The sequence below is a fragment of the Yersinia fenwicki genome (assembly GCF_043099325.1).
GTDB lineage: Bacteria > Pseudomonadota > Gammaproteobacteria > Enterobacterales > Enterobacteriaceae > Yersinia.
This window is the reverse complement of record NZ_CP170755.1, coordinates 2,990,372-3,013,045: the sequence shown is the minus strand read 5'-3', so window position 1 is coordinate 3,013,045 and position 22,674 is coordinate 2,990,372. Positions and strand designations below refer to the sequence as shown.

The following is a 22,674-nucleotide window of genomic DNA, read 5'->3' as shown; positions in this document are numbered from 1 at the left end:
TAGCAAGATAAAAAAAGCCAGCCAGAGTCAAACTCGGCTGGCTTTTTTAACTGTCATATTCTTCGTCAAAATTGTCGAAAGACATTATCATCCCCAGCACTGCTCAATGGGCCGGATTACGCAGATAAATAATCCAATAGGTCAGTCCTACTAATAACCCGCCACCAATAATATTGCCGATCGTCACCGGAATAAGATTATCGATAATAAAATTGGACATGGTGAGGGAAGGGAATTGGTCTGGCCCTGAATTAATCGAATGCCAGAATTCAGGTGATGCAAAATCACGGATCACAATAGCTAATGGGATCAAAAACATATTAGCAATGCTGTGCTCAAATCCACTGGCAACAAACATACCAATGGGGAGAAGCATCACCACGATTTTGTCTGTCAATGTATGGCCAGAATAACTCATCCATACAGCCAGGCAGACCATCAAGTTAGCCAGTATTCCTAAACACACTGCTTCTATAAAGGTATGGTGTAATTTATGATCTGCTGTTTGCAGCACATTTAGTCCCCATAAACCATTCGCTGCAGTATGCTGACCGGCATACCAAATCAGGGCAACAAAAAACAGTGCGCCAATCAGATTACCGAAATAGACATTGATCCAATGGGTAATTAGTTGTTGCCAACTGATCTTGCCACTGGCTTTGGCTACCACAATCAACACCGTAGAGGTGAACAAATCAGCACCGCAGATAATCACCAGGATCAGGCCGAGGGAGAAACATAAACCGCCAACTAATTTTGCCAGTCCGTATGCGACACCTGCGGTACCGGTGGTTGCTGTTATGTAGAAGACAAAAGCAATGGAGATAAACACACCAGCGGTCATCGCTAAATAAAAAGTGGTTGCTGGATTTTTAGTGGCTTTATATATACCAACTTGTTCTGCAAGCTTTGCCATATCAACGGGAAGTCGCAGATCAAAGGGATTTTCAATACTCATTGATAGCTCCTTGTTGCTTATTTTCTTGTTAAGGGAAGGGTAAGTTAGAATTAAATATTTATTTTAATGACAGGGTTTTTATGCATTTTTCATACCATGAGGTTGACGTCATCTTTACAACGTGCTGGTGGGGATAATGACTGGATCAGGTATTTTATGCGGGGTTTTCAGTGTATATATAGTCACTTCGTTATGTATTTATTTATACATCGATGAGGTGGTCGTGAACATCAATTAAAAAAGATGTGATGGTATATAACTTTATGTTTTATTTGTCCTTTTGATGTAAATGAGACGTGATTTCAATAATAAGTCTTTATAAGTGAATGTGGTAAAATAGTTTGTTAATCCAGATCAAGCTTATCGCGGGTTAATATATATTTGTTCATTTCAATACCTTAAAGTAGTTATCATCCATTTTTTGGGCTTAATTACTTTGGGTATATATGGATAGCGCAAAAAAACTACCCCGTCCCACATTGGCTCAAGTCTGGCAAGACACATTGTTCACGGTATCGAAAAAGTTATTATTGCTGCGGGATATAACCGATTTAGTTAACGAACTCAGGAAACTCTCTTTTTCTGTCGTTCGTTTCCAGCGGGTCAATTTATTACTGCTTAATCCCCTGTATAATCAAATGACGCTTTATACCCATGATGTTGTGTCTGACACTGTTGTGGCGTCGCAGAATATTTTATTTGCCGAAGGCCCCGGTGGGCTGGCATGGCAACAACAGACGCCTTTGCAAACTGATAGTCGCCGCATGCAAAGGGAGTTTTCTGCTGTTGGCGATTTAGCACCGTATCAGGAATTACATGCTGGCTGCCATTTCCCTTTGGGCCATGATAATCATTGGTCGGGCTGTGTTGAGTTTATTAAAACCGATAACAGCCAGTTTGATGAGCAAGCTATTTCCTTTCTGGGTTTATTGGCAGAAGTGGTGGCTATTGCGGTCGACAATATTACAGAGATAAATCGGGCATTTTCCGAGCGCGAACGGTTGCGCTTTGAACGGGATCATTTCCGTATATTAGTGGATGTCACCAATACAGTTATTTCTAAACTTGAGCTGGATGTCTTAGCGGCAGAGGTTTCAAAAGAGATACATCGCTTTTTCAATATTGATTATATCAGTTTGGCAATATGCGGTACGCACAATGACAAAAACAAACTGAATGTTTTTTCTACTCGCTATCAGTCTGGTAAAGCGGTGCAGCATCAACAAGCCTGGATAGATATGACGGGTACATTAGCCGGACAGGTTTTACACAACCGGGAATTATTACTCGTCAACCTGGCTGATATTGCTCTTTTGGCTCCAGATGATAAACAACTGGCAAATATGCTGGATGCTGGTTTACAGGCAGTTTGTCTATTGCCACTATTTTTCGGTCATAAGATGTTGGGCGTATTAAAGCTGGCACAATGTCAGAGTGATATTTTCACTGACAGTAACCTTAAGTTGTTACGACAAATAGCCGCGCGAATTGCTATCGCAGTCGATAATGCCTTGGCTTACAACGAAATTACCCGTCTGAAAGATTCATTGGTCAATGAAAATCTCTATTTGACTGACCAGATTATTCATAATGAAGAGTTTGGCGAGATAGTGGGTCACAGCGCTGCTATTCAAGCGGTGCTGGAACAGGTTGAAATGGTGGCATCCAGTGACTGTACGGTATTGATCCTGGGGGAAACCGGCACCGGTAAAGAGTTAATTGCTCGCGCCATCCATAATTTAAGTACCCGTAAGAATAAACGCATGGTGAAAATGAACTGTGCGGCTATTCCCTCCGGTTTAATGGAGAGTGATCTGTTTGGTCATGAAAAGGGAGCTTATACTGGTGCGGCCTCACAGCGTATTGGTCGTTTTGAAATGGCGGATGGCGGCACGTTATTTCTCGATGAAGTTGGGGATATCCCTCTTGAATTGCAACCTAAACTCCTGCGAGTTTTACAAGAGCGGGAAATAGAGCGGCTGGGGGGCAGTAAAATTATCCCGATTGATGTTAGGTTGATTGCCGCGACCAACCGAGATTTAAAACTAATGATGGTCAATCGGGAATATCGCAGTGATCTCTATTATCGACTTAATGTTTTTCCAATTGTGATCCCCCCTCTGCGTGAGCGACCTGAAGATATCCCTTTGTTAGTGAAATTTTTCACTCAGAAAATAGCCAAACGCATGAACCGCACTATTGATACTATTCCGAGTGAGACATTGCGTTTACTCAGTCGCCTACCTTGGCCGGGTAATATTCGCGAACTGGAAAATGTTATTGAGCGGGCGGTGATCCTCAGCCGTGGCACCACGCTAAATTTACAGTTACAAGAACTGGAATATCATTTATCGCCATTAGAAGTGGCGAAACCTATATTGGAGCGGGTGGTTCACAAACCATTATTACCTGAGAGTGAAGAGCCAGAGTTTTCAGAATCCGAACGTGCGCGGATTATTCGCGTCTTAAGGGAAACCAATGGTGTAGTCGCCGGGCCGAAAGGCGCCGCAATTAAGCTGGGACTGAAACGCACCACGCTGTTATCCCGCATGCAGCGGTTAGGAATCTCAGTAAAAAGTATCGAAGACGAAGATGGGATGGAATAACTCATATAATTGTTTTCTTTGTTCTGATTTATATTCTATTTGCGTAAGCAGCAGAGTTGAATCAAGGGGAAACACGCCGTTGGGGCCGTCAGCGGCGTAAGCCGCCGAAGTGCCCCTAGGCGTGGGCCCACTGTACTTTGTTCGCAGCGCAGTAGCCGTTAACCGATCAACTCACTTCGGCTTCCCTACGTAACCGCGCCTTCAACTGGCTATACTCTTGCTGCACGTAATTTTCCGCCCAAGTTTGATCGGCAATGGCTTCCAATTTCACCGCACAATACTTATATTCTGGCGTCTTGGAAATTGGGTCTAGATGGTCCAGTGTCAACTCATTACACGCGCCGATCCACCACTGATAAGTCATATATACCGCACCCACATTGATACGTTCACTGACTGACACCCGAGTAATAACCTTACCGCGACGTGATGCAACCCACACCAATTGTTGATCCTGCAAGTGCATTTTATCTGCATCCTGCGGGCTGATTTGCACGTAGCCCGGTTCATCGGCCAGTGTTTGTAATGCTGAGCAGTTGCCAGTCATGGAGCGGCAGGAATAGTGGCCGACTTCACGTACGGTACACAGCACCAGCGGATACTCCTCATCCACCTGCTCCATTGGTGCGCGCCATTCGCTGGCAAACAACAGCCCTTTACCGCCGGGGCGATCAAACTTATTACCCGCATATAACCACGGTGTGCCGGGGCTGTCTTCAGTAGTACAAGGCCACGGAATATAGCCCAAACCGGCCATTTTTTCGTAAGTTGCACCGTAATACAACGGACATAGCTCACGGAGTTCGTCCCAAATCTCTTTAGTATTGTTGTATTTCATCGGATAACCGAGGGCTGTCGCCATTAGGCTGATAATTTCCCAATCCGGTTTGACGTCACCTTGGGGTTCTACTGCTTTCTCAAATCGTTGGAAACCCCGGTCGGCGGCAGAATAAACACCTTCATGTTCGCCCCACGAGGTTGCTGGGAAAATTACGTCAGCTTCGGCGGCGGTTTTGGTCATAAAGATGTCTTGTACAATCAGCAATTCCAATTCGTTGAATGCTTCGCGCATCATCGAAAGGTCCGGTTCGGTTTGCAGCGGATCCTCGCCCATCACGTAGTTGGCTTTGATTTTGCCTTCTTTAACCTTGTGCGGAACATCGGTCAGCGAGTAGCCAATCTTGTCAGAAAGAGAAGGAACTCCCCAGGCTTTGGCAAACTTCTCCAGTGTCGCGGGGTCAGTCACGGCTTGATAGCCGGGGTACATATTAGGTAATGCCCCCATGTCGCAGGCACCTTGCACGTTATTTTGTCCACGTACTGGGCCGACGCCGACATTGGGTCGGCCTAAATTGCCGGTCAGCAGTGCCAACCCTGACAATCCTTTAACCACATCCACGCCCTGACCCCACTGGGTAACACCCATGCCCCACAAAATGGTGGCAGAAGGTGCGGCAGCATAGATGCGCATCGCTTCACGAATGGTGTGTGTTGACAGGCCAGTGATGCTTTCGACATACTCCGGCGTGTATTTGGCAATGATTGCACGATATTCGTCAAAACCTTCGGTATAACGCGAAACATAGTCTTTATCGTAGAGTTCTTCAGTAATAAGCACGTTGGCGAATGCATTCACCAGCGCCATATTGGAGCCATTTTTCAATGGTAGCCACAGATCGGCAATACGTGCAGTTTCGATATGACGTGGATCGCAAACAATGACTTTAGCGCCTTTCTCTTTGGCTTTGAGAATGCGGCGGGCCACGATTGGGTGGGAATCAGCCGCGTTATAGCCAAACACCAAAATACACTGGGTATCTTCAATTTCGCAGATGGAATTACTCATTGCGCCGTTACCCAGAGTCACCTGCAAACCCGCGACTGACGGGCCGTGACACACACGAGCACAGCAGTCAATGTTGTTATTGCCAGTGACGGCCCGAGCAAATTTTTGCATCACATAGTTGGTTTCATTGCCCGGTCCACGGGACGAACCAGTATGCATAATGGCTTCTGGCCCATATTTTTCTTTAATTGTGCGCAATTTACTGCTAGCGAACTCGATAGCTTCGTCCCAAGAAACCGCTTCTAGCTTGCCGCCTTTTTGACGACGAATCATCGGCTGTTTTAAGCGCGGCGTCAGCAGCTTGGTATCATTGAGAAAATCCCAGCCATAATAGCCTTTCAGACAAAGTTCACCCTGATTGGTGACGCCATTTGCTCCTTCAGCACCAACAACTTTGCCGTTTTCGACCAGTAAATTGATTTTGCAGCCGGAGCCGCAGTAAGGACATACCGTTAATGCTTTATACATTTTTAATCCCCTTGGCCTTTTAGGCTGACTAAAAGTTCATCTCGTTGGCTTCGTCCAGTGCGGCGCGCAGCTGTTTCTTGCGTAGCATGGCTTGCATAGTGTCACGACCAATCAGGTGTAATGCCTGAGTAGGGCAAACCGAGATGCAGGCTGGCCCGGCGGCTCGCCCTTCACATAAATCACATTTTTGCGCTTCAGCTTTGAGGCAAAAGCCCTGCGAGATGCCGTTGAACATCACTTCAACCTGTTTGGTCACCACGTTCATGGCACCGTAGGGGCAGGCAACGACGCAGGTTTTGCAGCCAATGCATTTTTCCTGCAACACCTGAATACTGTCTGCAGCCCGCACAATCGCGCCGTTCGGGCAAACATTGGCACAAGGCGCATCCTCACAGTGACGGCACATAATGGTGGTACTGACATTCATTCCTTTGACCACTTTTAAACGCGGGGCGAAATTGGTTTTGGTCATGGCGTCCAGCTTGCCACCGTTGTGTGCCAGTACGCAGGCGACCTCACAGGTGCGGCAACCAATACAGTTTTTGGGGTCTGCTATTATGAACCGGTTCATTTTTTCCTCTCCTTACCGTCATCTTTCAAAGTTCAGGTGCGTTGGCTGCGTTCAATTACCCGAATCACTGACTTGAGTCAGCTCATCGGGATGCATTCACTTGCCGCCTTCCTGCACATTGAAAGCTATTGGGTATCTATGTCATCTTTCAAAGTTCAGATGTGTTGGCTGCGTTCAATTACCCGAATCACTGACTAATTACCTACATATTGCATGGTTTATGCCAGATTGAAGTGATGGGCGTAAATTTAACTAATGTAATTGTTTTAAAAGGGATTAATGAGTTTTTGATATAACGGAGGAGAGTAGAGAAACTGTCGGCAGGTGTGACGTCGGCAAATTTGACGACACCACACCGTCACTCAATTAAAGGTGGCTAAACCCACCGTCACCGTGCCAATGCGGTAATTGCTGATACAGTGTTTCGACGGCCTGTTTGACAACATCGGTCATCGGGAAGTAGAACGCCACCAGGGTAGGTTGGATGCCGACGAAGATAACGTCGCTGATATCTTCCTTTAGCTGATCAATCAGAAAATTGAGCGGTAAATTATGCGTGCTCATGATGAACATCTCGGCAATTTTCTCCGGATCAATAATACGAATCTCTCCCGGTGGTAGTTCCATATCGGCGGCATCAACAATAATCAGGCGGGTGGGTTGCAAAGCACGAATGCGATGTACCACATTTTCCGGTGCCGAGCCGCCGTCGATAACTTGCCAGCCAACTAATGGTTGCGCAGTCATGTGCTCAGCCAGTAACGGGCCTGCGCCATCATCACCCATCATGCTATTGCCGACGGTTAACACGACATTTGTAGCTGTATATTGATGTTTCATGGGCGGCGCTTCACCATTAAATAAATTGCCGGTTCCTGTTCAATATCGTACAGGGTTTGCAGCAGTTGTTGGCTCCAGGGTTGGTGCAATGAATCGGCATTCTGTGTCAGTGGCGCAAAAGCTTGGGCCAGTAATTGGGTATGGGTGCTGTCGATGGTGATTTCGCCAAATTTCAGCAAGCCCGCCATTTTGCGGCGAGCTTCACCTTCGGGTAACTGACTGAACCATTGCTCATACTCAGCCAGCGGGCATTCCATAATGGCTTTTAAGCAATCAATGACGCCGACATGGTGGCCGATAGCCAGTGAGTAATACATCACTTGCTGCGCCTGCTCGGGCATATCTTCATCACTGTCGAGGAACTTCTGGTTCAGGGCATAAAAGATCACTTTAGGCATCAACATGCTCTCCTGCCAGCTGTATCAGGGTTATCTGTTGCAGATTGGCAAATATCTCACTTAAACGCGGATCATCTTGTTGCTGGAGGTAACTCTGGCAGCGCTGTTCCAGCCCTTGCAACGGTTGATTGACCAGTAATGACAAAAAGCAGTCAGTGATTTCACGCCCATGACGATACCCAGCCATGCGGCGGGCCTCACGTTCTAATAATACCCGCAGAGTTAACGGTGCATCAGGGTGAATAAGCGCCACGCGTTCATCGGCGGCTTCCTGGTGATCCTCACCTTTTAGTTTTTGTTCCAGCAAGCCCAACGCGACTGCAAAGCCATAAATGGTGGCTGCCGGAGTGGGAGGGCAACCGGGGATATAAACATCAATGGGCACAATAGTATCGCTGCCGCCCCAGACACAATACAGGTCGTGGAAGATGCCACCGCCGCAGCCACAAGCGCCATAAGAGACACAAATTTTGGGGTCAGGAGCGGATTCATAAGCACGTAAGGCCGGTGTGCGCATGGCGCGAGTGACGGCGCCGGTGAACAGTAAAATGTCCGCATGGCGTGGTGAGGCAACCACTTTGATGCCAAATCGCTCGGTGTCGAACAGCGGTGTAATTGAAGAGAAAATCTCAATTTCACAGCCATTGCAACCGCCGCAGTCCACGCGATACACATAGGCCGAGCGTTTGATATCTTTCAGCAATTTGCCTTTTAACTGGGCGATAGAAGAGTCAAGCGCAGCGGGTTGGCTAACGTGATGGCCCCAAGCTGGTTTCAACGAATGTGATTGGCTCATCAATTGCTCCCCCCTTCAGGGTGGTGATTCGATATTATGCTGTTATTCATGGAAACATTATTTTTTATGGAGATATTGTCATTACCTATAATGTTCTGTTTGCGCTTACAGTCAGGACAGGTTTCAAAATGGGGCCGCTGTTGCTCGACATCATCAATACTCATCCCGGAATGAATCAACAGTGCCATGACGTAATCCACCTCTTTTTTCGGTGCAAAAGGCTGCTGGCACTGCTGGCAATAGGCGAGAGTAAAGGTGGCGCGCTGATATAAATCGGCTTTATTGAATACCGCCAATTCAAACTCTTGTGATAGCACAATGGCGCGGGTTGGGCAGACTTCTTCACAGCGGCCACAAAAAATGCAACGTCCCAGGAACAGCTGCCACTGGCGAGTGCCCTCAGCAAGGTCGGTTTCCATCGTCAGCGCATTGGCGGGGCAGGCCATCGTGCAGGCGCCGCAGGCAATGCATTGCTCGGCATCATATTGTGGTTTGCCACGGAATCCGTGACTGACCTCAAGTGGCTTAAACGGATATTTCACCGTGGTATCGCCGACTTTCAGGATGGTTTTAAACAGTTTTAACATTCTTCATCCCTCTATTTGAGCGGCGAATGGGTGCGCTCAATGCCATAGCGTTCGATCTCTTTATACGGCACGGTGACGGATTTCTGCTTGCGTACATCCACCAATGTCACCCGGTCGGTGCAGGAATAACAGGGATCGAGGCTGCCGATAATCAATGGCGCATCAGAAACCGTATTGCCGCGCAGCATGTAGCGCAGCACCGGCCAATTGGCGTAAGTAGCGGCGCGGCAGCGCCAGCGGAACAGCTTCTGATTGTCGCCGGTCATGCTCCAGTGGACATCTTCACCACGCGGCGCTTCCGAGAAACCAAGGGCAAACTTATATGGCTGATAGTGGACTTTCTCCTCCAGCAGCGGCCCGCCCGGCATATGGTTTAGCCCGTACTCAATCATGACCAGCGAGTCGAAGAACTCCCGCACCCGCACCAACAGGCGTGAATGCACGTCACAGCCATCAAGGCTAAACAGCTCTTTCGGGATATTGGCGTAGTTGGCGTAAGGGTGGTCGTGGCGCATATCGCGTGCATAGCCACTGGCGCGGATCATCGGGCCAACTGGGCTGAAATCACGCGCTATTTTGCGATCCAGCATGCCAACGCCCACGGTGCGCTGCTCGATATTGGCGGTGCTCATCAGCATATCCACCAGCTCGCTGATATCAGCACGCATCTCTGAGACTAATTGCAGCGTTTTAAGGCGGTCGGCTTTCAGGATATCGCGCCGCACCCCACCAATGAGATTCAGGCCGTAGGTTTTTCGCGCGCCGGTGAGCATCTCGGCGATAGTCATGGCTTTTTCGCGCACTCGGAAGAACTGCATAAAACCGGTATCAAACCCGACAAAGTGGCAGGATAAACCGATATTGAGCAGATGGCTGTGTAGCCGTTCCACTTCCAGCAAAATGGTGCGGATCATCTGCGCTCGCGGTGGCACAATAATGCCGAGCGCATTCTCAATTGACGAGGTGTAAGCCACGCTATGGGTGAAGCCGCAAATGCCACAGATGCGATCTGACAGGAAAGTGACGTCGTTATAGCCCATGCGGGTTTCAGCCAGTTTTTCCATGCCGCGATGGACATAAAACAGGCGGTAATCGGCGTCGATAATATCTTCGCCGTCGACGAATAGCCGAAAGTGACCTGGCTCATCAGAAGTGATATGCATCGGGCCGATGGGTACCACCCGGCTGCTACTGCCCGCTTCGTTTTCAAACTGATAGGTTTCAGTGTTGCTGGTGGGGGTCGGGCGCTGGCGGTAATCCATGGTGTCTTTGCGCAGCGGATAGAGGTCGTCTGGCCAATCATCGGGCAACACTAAACGGCGTTCATCAGGCAAGCCAACAGGTTGCAGGCCATACATATCGCGCACTTCGCGCTCACCCCAGACGGCTGCTGGAACTCGTGGTGTCACGGACGGGAACTCGGGCCGCTCGGGGCTAATCAGCGCTTTGACAATCACCCAGCATTTATCGCCATACTTTTTACCCGTATCAATGCCGTATTGTTCGCGGCCTTCCATTGACAGCACATAGTAGATGGCAAAATAGCCATTCAAACTACGTTCGTCATTACCAAATAGCACTGATAACCAACCGCCTTGCTGATAATAAAGGTGTTCAACCACATCCGGCAGACTGTTCAGTTTAATGGTTATCGTCAGTTGATCAGGCGTTTGCCACTCTTCATCAAGAATTGCTGTTGGAAATTGTTCCCGCAGCCGGGCCACATAGGTGGCTCCCAGTTTTTCACCGCTGTGTGGCTGCCCTGAAACTAAGTGAGCTGAAATAGGCGTTTCGTGAGTCACGTTACATCTCCTGACGAGTCGGGGTGAATGGCAGAGCGGCGTGCGTATCTGCGATGGATGGAGTCAATAGGGCCGGTGAAATGTCTTTTATTGGCGTGGGCAATGGCCACGGCAACATAAAGGGTTGTTGGATAGGGTCGCGGCTGTCGTTATTGAGGACAATCTGCGCCGCATCAGTCAGCAAGCGGGTCACTGGCGTGGGAATATGCACTCCGAGCAACAACATCAGCAGTAATAGAATCGCCATCGGTGCAGTGGTAAGAATACCCAGTTCACCTTTGCTTACCGCCGTCGGTGGGGTACCCAGCACCGTACTGGCTATCATGCGTACCAACCCCGCCAGTACCAAAGTGAGCAGCAATAGCAATACAATAACTAAGGTGATATGACCGGCTTTAATCGCGGCGGCGACCACCATAAACTCACTGATAAACACGTTAAATGGCGGCATTCCTGCCAGCGCCAATGCGCCACCGGCCAGCATTACCGCAGTGAGCGGAGCCACACGGATGATGCCTTTGATCGCCCCCATATCCCGCGTGCCATATTTCAGCAGCACATTGCCAGAACCGCAGAACAGTAAGGTTTTTGCCAGGCTGTGATTCATGGTGTGAAACAGCGCGGCTAATACCCCCAGTGGGCCTCCAATGCCTAAGGCCACGGCGATTAACCCCATGTTCTCCACACTGGAGTAAGCCAGCAAACGCTTCATATCGCGCTGTGCCAGAATAAAGAACGCAGAGACGGCAACCGACATCATGCCGAAGACCAACAGCAACATTTGTGGGAAATGCGGCCCGATGGCGGCACTGATAATGATGTAATAGCGAATGATCACCAGCAGGGCACAGTTGAGTAATACCGCGGATAACAAGGCGCTGGTGGGGCTGGGGGCTTCGCTGTGGGCATCCGGCAGCCAGGAGTGCATTGGGAACAGGCCGGTTTTGGTCCCAAAACCAATCAGGATAAAGACAAATGCCAGATGCATCAGGCTAGGATCTAGTTCTTTGGCATGATCGGCAACCACCGTCCAGAAGATAGCGCTGCCGGGATCAGCCAGCACATTGGCAGCATTGGCATACACCAACACCGTGCCATACAGCCCGAATGCCACACCAACGGTACAGATGATAATGTACTTCCACGCCGCCTCCAATGAGGAGCGCTGGCCGTATAATCCCACCAAAAAGGCCGAACTGAGGGTGGTGGCTTCAATGCCAACCCACATCAGAATCAGGTTATTGCTGGTCACTACCAACAGCATGGTAAACAGGAATAGATGGAAAAAGCCGTAGTAATTACACAAGGTGCTGACAGTAATTTCACCGTTATTCACTTCATGGCGCATATAGCCAAGGGAGTAAAGACCAGTGATAAAGCCAATAACACCTAAAATAGCGAGGAACAGCGCACTGAGGCTGTCGATATGCAGCCAATGGTGAACTGCCAGAATTTCCCCGCCCACTGCCACCCGGCACACTACCGTCAATGCCACTATCAGCAGTAAACTGATGCCTGCAAAATGTACCCAAGTGGTTGCCATGCGGGCGGCACTCCCCAAGGCACGACAAGCAAATGCCAGCAGCGAGGCTATTAGAGGTATCGCCAGCAGTAACAGCAGCAGGTCAGTATTGCTCATTTTATTACCCCTTTAGCGCTGTCAGTTGTTTAACATCCAGCGTATGCAGCGTGCGGTAAATTTTGCGCGCCATTAGCGTCATCACAATCACGGCGAAGATGGCATCAGTGGCAATACCTACCTCGACCAACTCCGGCGCGCGGAAAGCTAACAATGCCAACATTAGGTGCGCGCCGTTTTCCATCAGGCAATAACCGAAGATGTTTTTCAGGATATTGCGTTGGGTGACGATACACAGCAGGCCAATCAGGAAATGCCCAAGTGACACCGCCAATGCCGGTTTTAGCGCACTGACCATCGGCAATTGCACTGGCTCGACCACGAAGTAACTCAGTAAAATGATGATGGCGGCGATAAATATCAGGCCGGCGGTACCTACCACGCCGCCGTTGGCTTTAGGGTCTTCCATCTGGCGAAATGCGCGATACATAATCCACGGCACCAATATCACTTTGGTGATAAAGGCGGTCAGCGACCACATATACAGCTCGTGGGCGTGCAAGGTTTCGGCTAATACCAGGAAAATAAGCACCAAGACCAATGACTGCAAAGCATAAAATAGTGCCGACGTGGCCGGTTTTTTCACGATAATTACCAGCAGCGAGGTAATAATAAGCAGGCCAGCTAGATTGTTGACAAGAAGTGTTCCGGTCATTTTTTACTCCCTTATCCGAGCCAGGCGACGGCAATAAAACTTGAACACACCGACATCACCACTAGCACTACCAGCACGCCCTGCATGGCTAATGGTAGCGGTTTGGCACTGGCGACTTCTTCTGATGGCTTGCCGGGTACAGTTTGTCCGAACCAGTAGAGGAACCAGCCAAAGCTGGCAACCGATTCAATCAATGCCAGTACCAGCAGCGGTATCAACAGCCAATGTTCATGAGAAAGTGAGAAACCGGCGGCGAAAATGGGGAATTTACTGAAGAAACCGTTAAATGGCGGTACCCCAGTGATGGCCAGTGCGGCCACACAAAATCCAACGCCCAATAGCGGCATTTTGCCCATGATGCCTTTAAGTTTGGGTAACATGCGGGTGCCGCAGCTGTAACTCAGCGCCCCGGCGACCAGGAAGAACAGGCTCTTGGCAAATGCGTGGTTGAAGATGTAGGCAATGCCACCATCAAAGGCCAATTTCGAGCCGTAGATAGCCAAAGACAGTGCGAAGAAAATGTAAGACAACTGGGTAATGGTGGAGTAGGCCAGTAGCCGCTTCATATCTTTTTGCGGCAGATACATAAAGAAGCCGTAAATCAAGGTAATAACCGCCATCACCATACCGACAGTACCGATGATCTGCGGCACATCACCGGCAGAGTAGATGGCGCGAGCGAAGATATAGACGCCGACTTTGACCATTGACGCGGCATGCAGGTAGGAACTGACTGGGGTCGGGGCCTCCATCGCATCCGGTAACCAGATGTGCAGTGGCAACTGGGCCGATTTCCCCCAGGCGGCAAACAGGATGCCTCCGAACACGATGATTTTGGTGGTGCTATCCAGTTGCGCCAGTGCCGTTAAAGCAAAGGTGCCGGTATTGACCAGTAGCACTGCCGCCGCCAAATACAGGCCGATGGCCGCCACATGGGTGACCAGCAAGGCTTTTAGCGCCGAGCGCAATGACTTCTGGCTCTGGTAGTAACCAATCAAACCCCACGAGCAGCCGCCGGTAATTTCAAAGAAGAACAACTGCCCAAGTAGCGTGGATGATAAGACCAGCCCTGCCATTGCGCCGATGAAGACCAATAACAGCGCATAATAGCGATTGGTGCCCTCGTGAGGATGCTCGCGATTACCTAATGTCAGATAACCGGTGGAATAGATACTGACCAGCAAGCCGAGGAACACCACGGCGAAAGCAATCAAGGTGCTGATGCGGTCGATGGTCAGACCGAACAGCGCCATATCACCATAATGAATTAGATCAAAAGTGACATCCACCTTGCCGCTCCTCAGATAGGCATAAGCCAGCAGAACGGTGCCGAGGGTGGCCAGCAGTGAGAAGAAGGTACAAGACCATTTCGCCCATTGCTGTGGTAAACAGGCAGTGAGAATGGCACCGGCAAACGGAACCAGAATGGTCGCAAGGGCGATATTTATAAGAGCCAGGTTATCCATGATGGGTTTATTAGCTCCTTAAAGGCCGGTGAGATAGAAAACCAGAGACAAGGCAGCGACGCCAAACCCCAGCCAGGTAACACGGGAGGTCAACAGGAAGCGCCCACGGGCAATACTGTTTTCCACGATGGAGGCCAGTACAAACACCACCACCAATTTGATAACGCAGGCCACCAGCGCCCACAGCAAGCCCGGCCCACTCAGTACCGCCAGCTTGCCAAAGGGGATAAACACGCCGAGGAAAAGTTGCGCCACCACCACCTGTTTCAGGCTTATGCCCCATTTGACCAAGCCCAGCGAGGCACCGGAGTACTCGGTCAGTGGCCCTTCCTGTAGCTCTTGTTCCGCTTCAGCGACATCAAACGGAATTTTGCCCATTTCGATAAACACGGCGAAACCGCAGGCCAACAGCGCCAGAGCCGTTGCGGTCGGTGACTGCCAGTGCCCTTGAGATAAGGTAGTACTGATGGTGCCGATATTGGTTGAGCCAGCAATCAGACCAACCACCAACAGTGAAAGGATTAATGTCGGTTCAACCAACACCCCCAGCGTCAACTCGCGGCTGGCACCGATACCGGCGAAGATACTGCCGCTATCCAGGCCTGCCAGTGAGAAGAAGAAGCGGAACAGCGCGAACAGATACAGCAGAGCTATCAGGTCGCCCGCCACGCCAAAGGGGGAGGCCAGCGTGAAAATGGGTAACGTCATGGCAATCAATAACATGCTGCCTAGCAGTACATAGGGCATCAACCGGAAAATAATCCCGGCATTGGCCGGTGCCACATCCTGACGTTTCAGTAGCTTGGCTAAATCTCGATACTCTTGCAGGATGCCCGGCCCACGGCGCGAGTGCATTCTGGCTCTTACCATGCGCGAAATCCCCGCCATCAGCGGTGCCAGCGCCAGCATCACCAGCGCCTGCCCGATGGCGAAAGCAATCATAGAGAGCGCAGGCATATCAGTAGTTGGCATTGCTCGTCTCCTTAAATAGCCGCAATAATCAGCAGGGTTACCAGCGCGGCGACCACATACAGACAGTAGAGGCGGAAATCACCCTGTTGCAGCCATTGAATTCGTTGGCTGAGCCATTGGATAGAACGGATAAGCGGGGCCACTATTTTGTCATCCCAGACAGGTTCCACCCGGCCCGCACCACTGATGGAATATTCCAGCGTACGCTGCATCATTGGGGCGGGATCGAGTGTTTTACGCAGTCGATAGAGCGGGGCAAACATGGCTCGCAGGGGTTGAGTAAAACCACCGGCCGAGACCGTCATGGCCTGCTCATAGGCATAACCGCAAGCCCAAGGGTCGCCACCATGACGAAATGCCAGGCGGCTGCCTCTGTAGAAGCTGGCAACCAGTAAAATCACCAGCGGCAAAATCAATAAACCAAAGAAGATATATAGAGTGGACAGCATGGCCTGAGAGCTGTGTTGCGGGAATAAAACCGCGCCTTGCGCGACCTGTAAAGAAGGCACCGGAGGAGCCGTTATCAAGCTGGAGGCAATGCGGCCAATCACTGGTGCGACGTGGGTGGCACCTATTCCCAAAGCCAGGCAAAGCAGCGCCAACAACAGCATGGCAGTAGTCATCGGCCAGGGGACTTCGCGCGCAAGGGCGGCTTTTTCGGTGCGCGGCAGGCCGCAGAAGCTGATGCCATAAACTTTCACAAAACACATGGCAGCCAATGCCCCCGTCATTGCCAGCATCACAATGGCGATTGGCCCGGCGAGGCGAATAATAAAACCGCCGTCTTTGGTCATGGTAAACAGTGATTGGTAGGTGAACCATTCACTGACAAAACCATTGAATGGCGGCAGGGCTGAAATCGCCATACATCCCACCAGAAAGGCCAGTGCGGTATAAGGCATCATTCGGGCCAGCCCGCCCATCTTTTCCATGTCTTTGGTGTGTAAGCGATAAATGACCGCACCGGCCCCGAGGAACAGCAGCCCTTTGAAGACGGCGTGGTTAAGCAGGTGGTAGAGCGTACCCAGTAAACCCAGCGCGGCGAGTACTGGTTGATGGCTGGCAATGCCAATCATACCGACACCAACCCCCATCAGGATGATGCCGATATTCTCAACTGTGTGATACGCCAGTAGCCGTTTGATGTCGTGTTCGGCCAATGCGTACAGCACGCCCAGCACTGAGGACACTGCACCGAAGCCCAACACCACCACGCCCCACCACAGTTGGCTGGCACCGAGTAAATCAATGCCGACTTTGATGATGCCGAAGATGCCTATTTTCACCATGACGCCAGACATCAGGGCTGAAGCATGGGACGGGGCGGCAGGGTGCGCTCGGGGTAACCAGCCATGCAGTGGTAGCATCCCTGCTTTGGCACCAAAACCGAAGAAAGCCAATAAGAAGATAACCGAGGCCATAACGGGTTGTGGATTAGCCTGCCGGAAGGCGGCAAACTCCAGGCTGCCGCTCAGGCGGTACAGCAGGAAGAACGCAATCATAATTAGCACGGAACCGGCGTGGGCAATCAGAAAATAGAGCAAGCCCGCGCTGATGGCATCGTCATTTTGGTCAGAAATCACCAGGAAGTAAGACGCCAATGACATCATTTCGAAGAAGATAATAAAGTAGAAAGCGTTATCCACCACCACCAACGCCACCATTGAGGCGATGAACAGGTTCATAAAGACCCCCATTCCCCACGCCCCGCGCCCTTTGTATTCCTGTACATAGGCCAGTGAATAGAGCGCGGTTATCACCACCAGCAATGAGATGACCATCAGCATAAATGCGGCTAAGGGATCAAGACGTAAGCTGAATGCCACGAACGGGAATGGCCCGGCGGCAGTGAAGGTGATAATCCCGCCGCCAAGTAGGGTGGGGGCCGCGGCAAACAAGCCCGCAATGCCACCTAACAATGACGCCAACCCAGAAGCATAAATCGCCAGTGTTTCGCGCCGCGCCAGTAGCAGAGAAAGCAGTGCGCCAGCCAGATAAAGCAGTAAGGAGAGCCACAGTAGCTCAAGCGAATTCATCATCTTTTCTGCTCCTCGTGAGAGATAGCGGACGAATTGTCCACGGCCATAAAGGGCAGCTCGTTGGCAAACCCACTGGCGGCAGCCAGGCGCTTGGCGTGATTTGCCTGTTCAATGCTGTGCTCATCCACCAGCATCAAGGCGTTAGTCGGGCAGACCCGCACACATTCCGGCCCTTGAGATTGGAAGCTGCATAAGTCGCATTTCACGGCAACACTGCGTACTCCGGCATTCCAGGCAAGGAACGGATGCATGTTGGCCGAGCTGAATGGCACATCAGATAACAGGGTCATCGGTATGTATTCAGGGAAATTTTCTGGCACAGCCAAGGGTTTACTGCCAGCCGGTGTAATTGCGCCAAATGGGCAGGCGATACCGCAGAGCTTGCAGCCGATACAGGTGGTTTCATCCAATTCAACGGCGTTATTGGTCAGGGTGATGGCATTGACCGGGCAAACCCGCGCGCACCATGCATCTTCACAGTGACGACAGAGAATCGGTGCCGTAACCGTGGCATTACGCATAACAGTCAATCTGGGATGCTGTTGTAGACCCTTGGCTTTATGCACCTGGCTGCAAGCAGCCATGCAGGTATTGCATCCAATACAAAGCCTCGGTTCCGCAATCACAAAGCGGTTCATGGCCATACCCTCCGGGACAAAAATCTGGTGACAGTCAGGCTGATAGCAATCATTTCCCAGCTCCAAAGCATATTCTGTGCCAGCACGGTGGCCGGCAATACAAAAGAGTGGGGAAGCCGCGCCAGTAGCGCATTAAGGTGATACCAGACAAAGGGCAGGAATTTAAAAGGCAGTAAAAACAGAGGGATTGCCGCAGAGAAGTGTCGACAATAGTGACGAAATCCTCACTGTTTGATGACACTTCGACAGTGATTATTCATTTCGTGAATTCATACCTAAGCAGTACTGATAAATAATGATATTTATCAATCTGTTGTGTTGGTTATCGATTCCATGAAATAGCCAGTATTACTGGCATCGTCTTTGCATTAATTTTGCCAGAGAAATCCATACTGGGAGAACAGTCATGCATGAGATTACCTTGTGCCAAAATGCTATTGCCATGATGGAACAGCAGGCACGGTTGCACGGCGCACAGAGAATTACTGGCGTGTGGTTGGAAACCGGCGTCTTTTCCTGTGTCGAGCCGCAGGCGTTGGAATTCTGTTTTGAGCTGGTGTGCCGTGGCACTTTGGCGGAAGGCTGTGTTTTACATCTCAGCCAGCAGCAATCACAAGTGTGGTGCCATGACTGCCAACAACAGGTTAATTTGCTCAGCAGTAAAGTAACCCGTTGCCCATTGTGTGCGGGCAGCCATTTGCGTATTGGGGCGGCTGATGATGGCGTGATAATTAAGCGGTTGGAGGTGGAATGAATTTACTTTTTTTATGCCGTGACACTGCAGGAGCTGGATTATGTGTATAGGCATCCCCGGGCAAATTATCGTGTTGGATGACACTCAACCAGGCACAGCATGGGTGGATGTCTGTGGCGTGCGCCGCTCGGTCAATATTATGCTGGTGGCTGCGGATGAGCAGACTAGTGCAGGATTAATCGGTCATTGGGTTTTGGTGCATGTGGGGTTTGCCATGAGCCGGCTTGATGAGGATGAAGCTCTGGAAACGTTGCAGTTATTGCAAGAGATGGGGGAGGTGGAAAGTGATGTTGGGGCATTTTTAGGGCAAAGGGGGTAATTGAAAGCGCTTTTGATTGAACTTAACATTAAATCAAAAGCGCATTTAGAATCATGGTGCTGGTGCTGGTTTTTTCGCTTTTTCTTCTGCCAGTCGGTGTTCCAGTTCAACCAGTTGCTCAGGGGATACGGCGGGGTAACCTTGCGCATCATCCGGTATCACGTGTACTGCCGGAATAGGGATTAATGGCCCCAGGAAGCGTGGCTCGCGTTTCATAATATAGAGATCTGACAGCGCGCCGAGGCGGGCAAAGATCTCACGAACCCGAACATTGAGCATATCTTTGGGGGACGGCACCGCAAAACACTGCGCTTGAATCCCCATATGCATAGCGATAAACAACGCCCGCTCGCAATGGAAACGCTGAGTAATGATAATAAAATCATTGGTATCAAATACTTTTCGAGTACGTACAATAGAATCTAATGTGCGAAAACCAGCATAGTCCAACACGATATCAGAAGGCGCGACACCCGCTGCAATCAAGTCACGGCGCATGGTCATCGGTTCGTTATAACTTTGCAGGGCGTTATCACCGCTAAGTAGCAAGTAGCTTACTTTACCGCTGTTGTAGGTATTTAACGCGCCTTGAATTCGGTATTGATAAAACTGATTAATACCACCGGTTTTATAATACTTAGCCGTGCCTAAAACCACACCAACCTGCCGGTGCGGTAAGTCTTGCAGATCATCGTAGATAAAAGGGGCTGTTTTCCAGCTAATCCAGCGATCGAGTGCAATAGCTGTCACCATCAGCAACCCTGCGATGATAATTAAGCTAATAATCAGGCGTTTCCACATTCTCTGGCCTTTAATGCATTCAATTCACTGGCGATACTGCAAGGCTACTGTACCCACCGATATCATGCCAATAGTTTCTTCTTATTATATTAATGATTGAGGGGTAACTGATGACAGTAGCGTTAGACTATAAGCGGCCTGAGCAGTAGCGCAGGCCGGATAATAACTAGAACGAGGTTCGTTTATAAGTCCGATACTGCGGCTGCCAATAGTTGTGCTCAATGGCTTTAGCTAATGCTTCCTCAGAAGTGACAATAGCGACCCCCTGCAACTGCGCGGCTTTCCCTACTTGCATAGCGATAGTTTTTGAAACCGACTGAATATCATCGATATTGGGTAGTAATGCTCCTTCGCCGTTCTGCGCCAGCGGTGAGCACTCCGCCAATGCACGGCTGGCGGCCATCAGCATACCGTCGGTAACGCGTTTGGCACCGGATGCCAGCACCCCCAAACCAATGCCGGGGAAGATATAAGAGTTATTGCATTGTGCAATTGGATACAGTTTCTCTTTATAGCTGACAGGTGAGAATGGGCTACCTGTTGCGACTAATGCTGCGCCATCCGTCCAGTTAATAATGTCTTCTGGCCGTGCTTCTACCCGTGATGTTGGGTTCGACAGTGGCATCACTATCGGGCGCGCACAGTGCTTGTGCATCTCGCGGATCAACTCTTCGGTAAATAACCCCGGCTGGCCAGAAACCCCAATCAGCACGGTAGGTTTGGCATTACGGACCACATCCTGCAAAGAGATTGAGTCACTGGTCAGATTCCAGCTTTGCAAGGTATCGCTTTTTTGCACCAATTTACTTTGGAAATCTAATAAATTAGGCAGTTTATCAGTCAACAGACCGAAACGATCGACCATAAAGACCCGCGCTCTAGCCTGTTCTTCACTCAGACCTTCCGAAATCATTTGCGCAATGATTTGCTCAGCAATCCCACAACCGGCTGAACCTGCACCGAGGAAGGTGACAGTTTGGTCGCGCAACTTGCTGCCAGCGGCATGACTTGCCGCAATCAGGCTACCCAATGTGACCGCTGCTGTGCCCTGAATATCATCATTGAAACAGCACAGCTCATCACGGTAGCGGTTGAGCAGTGGCGTCGCATTGTTCTGAGCAAAATCCTCAAACTGCAACAACACATTCGGCCAGCGGCGTTTGACTGCCTGAATGAATTCATCAACAAATGCATAATACTCATCGCCGGAAATACGCGGGTGACGCCAGCCCATATAAAGCGGGTCGTTCAGACGTTGGGGGTTATTGGTGCCCACATCCAATACCACTGGCAAGGTATACGCCGGACTAATACCACCGCAGGCGGTATACAACGACAGTTTACCAATAGGAATACCCATGCCACCGATACCTTGGTCGCCAAGGCCGAGAATGCGTTCGCCGTCAGTAACTACGATAACTTTCACATTTTGCTTGGTGGCATTTTGCAGCATGTCATCAATGTGTTCGCGGTTTGGATAAGAGATAAATAACCCGCGCGCACGGCGATAGATATCTGAGAAGTGTTCACAAGCTTCTCCTACCGTCGGGGTGTAAATAATGGGCATCATCTCGCTAAGATGCGCTTCCAGCAGGCGGTAAAACAGGGTCTCATTAGTATCTTGAATATTACGCAGATAAATATGTTTATCGTCGTCATTTTTGAAATCTTGATACTGACGATAAGCACGTTCAGCCTGTTCTTCGATGGTTTCAACCGCTTCTGGCAATAAGCCGTGTAAATTGAAGTGGCTGCGCTCATCATTGGTGAAGGCGCTACCTTTGTTCAATAAAGGGAATTCTAATAGGATCGGGCCAGCGTAGGGGATGTACAGGGGGCGTTTACTTTCGTATTCCAGTTCCATGAGTTTCACTCTTAAACGTTATCAAGTCGTTACCCTGATCCTAAAAGATAAGAAAAAAATGTACAGCTTTTGTTAGTTAAATATGTTGGCTATCAGTAAATGTGGGCTGTGTCACATTCATGGGGTAAGTCCACAAAGTTGTATTTTGAAAAAATCCTCATACACATCTAAATGATTTAAATCGCAGTCTTGGAGCACATTTCCACCTGATTATTAGCGATAAGACAGCACTATTTATATAAATGAAACTATAACAGTTATTCAAAAACTCTTTTAATTTGAAGGGAAAAATGCGATTTTTATCCCCGAATTACAATAGTAAGAATTAATTAAATTAAAAAAATTTATTAATTAACAATTGAATGCCAGCAAAGAAGACTATGTAAGATGATTTATAATTTAAATTCCTATCGTAATTAATACGCAATTTGTAGTGTTAAAATAATTGATTAAAATAAAAATGGATAAATTCAGTGTTATTACTCTGATGCTTCTGCTATCAGGTTGCTCAAACTATACGATACCAGTAGAAAATTTATCTGATCTCTCGAATGATAATTTGTGCATCGCTTTGGGGGAGCGCAACGACAATGGGCCGATGGTTATTCGCATCACAAAAGAGATTGAAAGTCGGGGGGATGTAATTAATAAAGAG

19 protein-coding genes are annotated in these 22,674 nt (G+C 49.5%); 3 read left to right on the top strand and 16 right to left on the bottom strand.

Annotated features, from left to right (window positions below; genetic code table 11):
* Nucleotides 1-103: 103 nt before the first annotated feature.
* Entirely contained in the window at nt 104-958 is an 855-nt protein-coding gene (gene focA, locus ACF3VQ_RS13790; protein WP_392431614.1) for a formate transporter FocA, read from the bottom strand.
* A gap of 446 nt (nt 959-1,404) precedes the next feature.
* Between focA and flhA the strand changes: the two genes are divergently transcribed.
* Complete coding sequence (gene flhA, locus ACF3VQ_RS13785; protein ID WP_392431612.1) at nt 1,405-3,564, top strand: formate hydrogenlyase transcriptional activator FlhA; 2,160 nt, start codon at nt 1,405-1,407, stop codon at nt 3,562-3,564.
* A gap of 166 nt (nt 3,565-3,730) precedes the next feature.
* On the opposite strand, the gene fdhF is transcribed toward flhA, so the two are convergent.
* The 13 genes from fdhF to ACF3VQ_RS13720 all read right to left on the bottom strand — a co-directional run bounded on the left by fdhF (nt 3,731) and on the right by ACF3VQ_RS13720 (nt 18,281).
* Nucleotides 3,731-5,878 carry a formate dehydrogenase subunit alpha gene (fdhF, locus tag ACF3VQ_RS13780; protein ID WP_392431610.1) on the bottom strand — a complete coding sequence of 716 codons (2,148 nt, stop codon included), beginning with the start codon at nt 5,876-5,878 and terminating at the stop codon, nt 3,731-3,733.
* A 28-nt stretch (nt 5,879-5,906) separates the two neighbouring features.
* Complete coding sequence (locus ACF3VQ_RS13775; RefSeq protein ID WP_392431608.1) at nt 5,907-6,449, bottom strand: 4Fe-4S dicluster domain-containing protein; 543 nt, start codon at nt 6,447-6,449, stop codon at nt 5,907-5,909.
* Nucleotides 6,450-6,815: 366 nt separating this feature from the next.
* On the bottom strand, nt 6,816-7,289 hold the full coding sequence (gene hycI, locus ACF3VQ_RS13770; RefSeq protein WP_392431606.1) for a hydrogenase maturation peptidase HycI: 474 nt from the start codon (nt 7,287-7,289) through the stop codon (nt 6,816-6,818).
* Nucleotides 7,286-7,687, bottom strand: a complete 402-nt coding sequence (locus ACF3VQ_RS13765; protein WP_392431604.1) for a formate hydrogenlyase maturation HycH family protein — start codon at nt 7,685-7,687, stop codon at nt 7,286-7,288. The genes hycI and ACF3VQ_RS13765 overlap by 4 nt, the downstream gene beginning before the upstream one ends.
* Complete coding sequence (locus tag ACF3VQ_RS13760) at nt 7,680-8,483, bottom strand: NADH-quinone oxidoreductase subunit B family protein (RefSeq protein WP_392431602.1); 804 nt, start codon at nt 8,481-8,483, stop codon at nt 7,680-7,682. The genes ACF3VQ_RS13765 and ACF3VQ_RS13760 overlap by 8 nt, the downstream gene beginning before the upstream one ends.
* Nucleotides 8,483-9,070, bottom strand: coding sequence for a hydrogenase 4 subunit H (gene hyfH, locus ACF3VQ_RS13755; RefSeq protein ID WP_392431600.1), 588 nt, complete (start codon nt 9,068-9,070; stop codon nt 8,483-8,485). Before hyfH ends, ACF3VQ_RS13760 begins: the two co-directional genes overlap by 1 nt.
* Nucleotides 9,071-9,081: 11 nt before the next feature.
* Nucleotides 9,082-10,872 carry an NADH-quinone oxidoreductase subunit C gene (locus ACF3VQ_RS13750; RefSeq protein WP_392431598.1) on the bottom strand — a complete coding sequence of 597 codons (1,791 nt, stop codon included), beginning with the start codon at nt 10,870-10,872 and terminating at the stop codon, nt 9,082-9,084.
* Nucleotide 10,873: 1 nt separating this feature from the next.
* Nucleotides 10,874-12,511 (bottom strand): hydrogenase 4 subunit F, encoded by a 1,638-nt coding sequence (locus ACF3VQ_RS13745; protein ID WP_392431596.1) that lies wholly within the window; start codon nt 12,509-12,511, stop codon nt 10,874-10,876.
* A gap of 4 nt (nt 12,512-12,515) precedes the next feature.
* Nucleotides 12,516-13,166 (bottom strand): hydrogenase 4 membrane subunit, encoded by a 651-nt coding sequence (gene hyfE, locus ACF3VQ_RS13740; protein ID WP_019081033.1) that lies wholly within the window; start codon nt 13,164-13,166, stop codon nt 12,516-12,518.
* 11 nt (nt 13,167-13,177) lie between these two features.
* A complete protein-coding gene (locus ACF3VQ_RS13735; protein WP_392431594.1) occupies nt 13,178-14,632 on the bottom strand; it encodes a hydrogenase 4 subunit D in 1,455 nt (484 codons plus the stop codon).
* Between the two features lie 18 nt (nt 14,633-14,650).
* On the bottom strand, nt 14,651-15,604 hold the full coding sequence (locus ACF3VQ_RS13730) for a respiratory chain complex I subunit 1 family protein (RefSeq protein ID WP_005168282.1): 954 nt from the start codon (nt 15,602-15,604) through the stop codon (nt 14,651-14,653).
* Nucleotides 15,605-15,615: 11 nt separating this feature from the next.
* Nucleotides 15,616-17,643, bottom strand: a complete 2,028-nt coding sequence (hyfB, locus tag ACF3VQ_RS13725; protein ID WP_392431592.1) for a hydrogenase 4 subunit B — start codon at nt 17,641-17,643, stop codon at nt 15,616-15,618.
* A complete protein-coding gene (locus ACF3VQ_RS13720; RefSeq protein WP_392431590.1) occupies nt 17,640-18,281 on the bottom strand; it encodes a 4Fe-4S dicluster domain-containing protein in 642 nt (213 codons plus the stop codon). The genes hyfB and ACF3VQ_RS13720 overlap by 4 nt, the downstream gene beginning before the upstream one ends.
* A gap of 406 nt (nt 18,282-18,687) precedes the next feature.
* On the opposite strand from ACF3VQ_RS13720, the gene hypA reads away from it, so the two are divergent.
* Both hypA and ACF3VQ_RS13710 read left to right on the top strand, forming a co-directional pair.
* Complete coding sequence (gene hypA / locus ACF3VQ_RS13715) at nt 18,688-19,035, top strand: hydrogenase maturation nickel metallochaperone HypA (RefSeq protein WP_392431588.1); 348 nt, start codon at nt 18,688-18,690, stop codon at nt 19,033-19,035.
* A gap of 40 nt (nt 19,036-19,075) precedes the next feature.
* On the top strand, nt 19,076-19,354 hold the full coding sequence (locus ACF3VQ_RS13710) for a HypC/HybG/HupF family hydrogenase formation chaperone (protein WP_392431587.1): 279 nt from the start codon (nt 19,076-19,078) through the stop codon (nt 19,352-19,354).
* Nucleotides 19,355-19,405: 51 nt separating this feature from the next.
* Here the strand turns inward: ACF3VQ_RS13710 and sanA are convergent, their stop codons facing one another.
* Both sanA and ACF3VQ_RS13700 read right to left on the bottom strand, forming a co-directional pair.
* Nucleotides 19,406-20,155 (bottom strand): outer membrane permeability protein SanA, encoded by a 750-nt coding sequence (gene sanA / locus ACF3VQ_RS13705; protein WP_392431585.1) that lies wholly within the window; start codon nt 20,153-20,155, stop codon nt 19,406-19,408.
* 166 nt (nt 20,156-20,321) lie between these two features.
* On the bottom strand, nt 20,322-22,019 hold the full coding sequence (locus tag ACF3VQ_RS13700; RefSeq protein WP_392431584.1) for an NAD-dependent malic enzyme: 1,698 nt from the start codon (nt 22,017-22,019) through the stop codon (nt 20,322-20,324).
* Nucleotides 22,020-22,674: the final 655 nt, after the last annotated feature.